The organism is Sphaerospermopsis kisseleviana CS-549 (assembly GCF_028329225.1).
Lineage (GTDB): Bacteria > Cyanobacteriota > Cyanobacteriia > Cyanobacteriales > Nostocaceae > Sphaerospermopsis > Sphaerospermopsis kisseleviana.
Map to the genome: position 1 here is coordinate 1 of NZ_JAQMTI010000069.1, position 3,928 is coordinate 3,928.

Annotated in this window: 3 protein-coding genes; all 3 read right to left on the minus strand. The window is 42.1% G+C overall.

Annotated features, from left to right (window positions below; all coding sequences use genetic code 11):
- Window positions 1–332: 332 nt before the first annotated feature.
- Window positions 333–2,036: an L-aspartate oxidase gene (gene nadB / locus PN497_RS04905; RefSeq protein ID WP_096572668.1), complete on the minus strand. Its 1,704-nt coding sequence runs from the start codon at window positions 2,034–2,036 to the stop codon at window positions 333–335.
- A gap of 89 nt (window positions 2,037–2,125) precedes the next feature.
- Window positions 2,126–2,554 (minus strand): photosystem II complex extrinsic protein PsbU, encoded by a 429-nt coding sequence (gene psbU / locus PN497_RS04910; protein ID WP_096572667.1) that lies wholly within the window; start codon window positions 2,552–2,554, stop codon window positions 2,126–2,128.
- Window positions 2,555–2,919: 365 nt separating this feature from the next.
- Window positions 2,920–3,699: a DUF3120 domain-containing protein gene (locus PN497_RS04915; RefSeq protein ID WP_096567878.1), complete on the minus strand. Its 780-nt coding sequence runs from the start codon at window positions 3,697–3,699 to the stop codon at window positions 2,920–2,922.
- Window positions 3,700–3,928 lie beyond the last annotated feature (229 nt).

The window sequence follows — 3,928 nt, forward strand, 5'->3', positions numbered from 1 at the left end:
CGCTGCGATTAATTTAAAAAAAGAAGCGGTCAGATTGATCGTGTTAGCCTGTGGACTAGATAGTGCCGACACTGCTAGGGTGAAACAGGAAGAAAAAGCCAACTTTTGTTAGCATTAGTTAGCTTTTTTGTATCGGATTTGATTTTGTATCTAGGGTTTGCTGAAAAAGTTATCTGTGAAGGACCAGTGACAGGTGACAGGTGCTACGCCACGGTGACAGTTTCAAGAGTTGGATAGGAACGATTTTTTCTTTAAGTAGGAATTAAGTGCAAGGTTTTTCAGTTGCCACCTCATAAAAGCTGGCACTTTTTGAAAGCCTCAGTGGTTTTGGCTCACTCGTTTTTCTGATAAGCTGGTGATATGGATTGAGATTTCCACCAGTGATGATTTTGGATCATCGTGTGTACTTGCCAATCAGGGTCTGGTTGGGGATAATCTAAGCGGTAGTGTCCGCCCCGGCTTTCAGTTCTAAAAGCAGCACTTTTAAGAATTAAATAAGCTACATCTAATAAATTACGAGTTTCTGCCCAAAGCCGCAATTGTTGGTCAATATTTGGTAGGTTAAAACTGGCTGTTGCTGTAGGCTGTAAACTTTGCAAGAATTGACTTAAAGGCAAACTCGTAAAATCCTGCTGCCAAGATTCAATGGTAGCGATCGCATTTTCTAAACTTGATTGTTCTCGACAAATACCAGCACTTTGCCAGACTAAACGCGGTAATTTCTTCCTGATATTTTCTAACTGTGCCTGTTGATTTTCCCACTCACTGACAGATAAATTACAAAACAAAGGACTAGGGTGCAAATCTTTAACCTTGGCTTTAACCTCTGCTGGTGGTACTTCCATCTGTAAATCAGCCATCTGCGCCCCAAATATAATACATTCCAACAAAGAATTACTAGCTAAACGATTAGCACCATGAACTCCCGTACTAGCAGTTTCTCCCACAGCATATAAACCAGGAATATTAGTGCGATTTTGTAAATCTGCGACAATACCACCCATCCAGTAATGAGCAGCAGGAGCTACAGGAATCGGTTGATGAAAAACATCAATCCCCCAATGCTGACAAACCTTAATAATATTAGGAAACCGTTGCCGAATTTTCTCAGCAGGGATAGGGCGCATATCTAACCAAACATTGGCAGTAGCAAGATCATCTGCGGTACGTTGGAGATGACTAAAAATAGCTCTACTTACCACATCTCGCGGAGCAAGTTCACCTGCTGGATCATAATCACAAGCAAAACGTCGTCCTTCGTTATCCACTAGGTGCGCTCCTTCACCCCGTACCGCTTCACTAATGAGAAAACGTCCTGGTTTTGTTAAAGCTGTAGGATGAAATTGGACAAATTCTGGATCACGAATGATAGCGCCCGCCCGCCATGCTATAGCTACACCATCACCTGTACTCACAGCGGGGTTAGTAGTTTGGGCAAATACTTGACCGCCTCCACCAGTGGCTAAAACTACAGCACCAGCTTTTACCCATGTCACCTGACCTTGATAAAATAAGCTGATTCCCTGACAGCGACCTATTTCTGGTTCTATCCACAAGGACAAAGCCAAAGCTTGCTGAATCACTTGGATATTTGGACGACGCAATACTTGGTCTGTGAGGGTAGTGGTTACTTCCCTACCTGTGGTGTCGGCGGCGTGGAGAACCCGATGACGGGAGTGGGCAGCTTCTAAGGTTAAAGCTAGGGTGTTTCCATGACGGTCAAAAGCTACACCCAAGTTAACTAAGGATTGAATACAACTAGGAGCTTTTTCGGCTAAAAATTCTACTGCTTTGATATCACACAAACCAGCACCGGCTTTTAAGGTGTCTTCAATATGCAATTGTGGTGAATCTTCTGGGGATACGGCAGCAGCAATACCACCTTGCGCCCAATCACTGGCGGATAAGGTAACAGTTTCTTTAGTAATTAAGCCAACTTTTAAGGATTCTGGTAGACACAGTGCTGTATATAGTCCAGCAGCACCAGCGCCGACTACTAATACATCAAATTGGTTAGGTATATCTATTCGAGACAAGGTTAGGGAAGGTGGGTAATGGGTAACAGGTAATGGGTAATGAACTTTTTACCAATCACCAATCACCAATCACCAATCACCAATCAGGGTTATCTGTAGATACCGTTGTTAATACGATCATCACCTTCGTTAAACTCAGGCTCGTATTTTGTGACGGTAAAGTTGCCTAAGTTAGCTTGTAGGGTATTTTTTTGGCGATCGCTCAATCCTTCCAGATTCAATACATCCTCTACACTCTTGTAAGGCGCATTCTTGATGATTTTTTTAGCCAAGGTGGGATAAAGCCCTGGATATTTTTGAAAAGCGGCAATATTGGTATTATTCAAATCAATTTTTTTACCAAATTCTGTTGCCAGCTTCTGATCTGCCTTGTTTTGGCGTGCAATTGCCAAAACTTGGACTTGAGGCAAAGCCAGGTTGCTAAAACTCGCAGCTTGGGCTATCTGGGTTGTTCCCAGTAATCCCCAGCAGCCTAGCAACAAACTAAAAACTGTTAATAAACGTACTAATCCTTTCACGATTTTTCTACCTCTTTCCATCCAACAGAAATAAAAGCTTTCAACTACAAGCTGTTAACTAGGGGCATAAGTGCGAGTTATGAGGTAATTATTTCACCCTGCTGAAGTTCAGGCTGATTGATTACCGATTGCCTCTGACTTCATGCTCTGGTTAATAGCTAATAGCTGAATTAACACACAGCAGTCATCAAAAACTAATATACAGCTTAGTGAACTACCCAACTTAGCTGTAATTGAAGTTGAAAATTTGGGTATTACTCGCTATTACCACATTAGTGTTTTTTCTGGGATTTGACTTTGTAAAAATTTGTTACAAACTTATTACCAACTTGTTACTAATTTTTGCTCTCAGGTGGTTAAGAATTTCAGGACAGAATCGCAGCTAGTAAAAACAGACTGTCTACTAAAATTGTACTCAAAACTGCTCCACCAAAGGCGTACCAATGCCGTTGCTTGTTACCCAAAGATACTAGCCCCACTGTTAACAATGCTAAGGCTAACATAATTGCCCAGCCTTCTCCCCAAGGTGTTTGTACTTGTGCCAGAGCATTTTTTAAGATTTGTGAAGCTCCCGTGGCATCTGTTCTCATAATCTGCCGCCAAAAAGGCATTAAATCTACTAGGTAAAAATATATATCTGTTAAAACTGTGCCGAATAAAGAACCCAGGTAGAACCAGTTACCGACTTTACCCCAGTTTTTCCGCAAACACCAAATAGCAAAGGGTAGGCCGATTGATTCTATCGGTAAGTGCCACAGGGGTTCCCAACGTAACCAACCCCAGTAAATCGCTCCTGTTAACCAACTGAGGCTAAATCCTAAGAGTAAATCGCCCCACAGATAGGTTTGCTGTCGGGACATTAATTTTAAACTCAGCCAAATCCAAAATCCTGTGATCACTAAACTCAGACTAGGTAGCGATCGCACTAGCGGAGCTTCTATAAATACTGGTACAGATACCAAAAACACCGCCGCTGCAAATACTAACCAAATTTGGTTAATTGCGATCGCTGTTGGTAGAGAAGGCGACAAGGAAAGGGTAGACTCTAATTCTTGGATACCTCTGGGCTTAGTGTCAGCGGTATACAAATCAGTCTCAATCGAGGAAGTCGCAGTAGTGTAAGATGACAACGTATTATTAATCAAAGTTTTTAATATTTGTTACTAAACTTTACTTTTCTACAATATCACACTCTAAAATCCCCCCCAGGGGCATTTTTATTATACAGGAAATTTCAGGAAATAGGGAATTGGGAATTGGGAATTGGGAATTGGGAATATATAGTAAGAATTTAGTTTTTACCCAGTCACCAGTCCCCAGTCACCAGTCCCCAGTCACCAGTCCCCAGTCACCAGTCCCCAGTCACCAGTCACC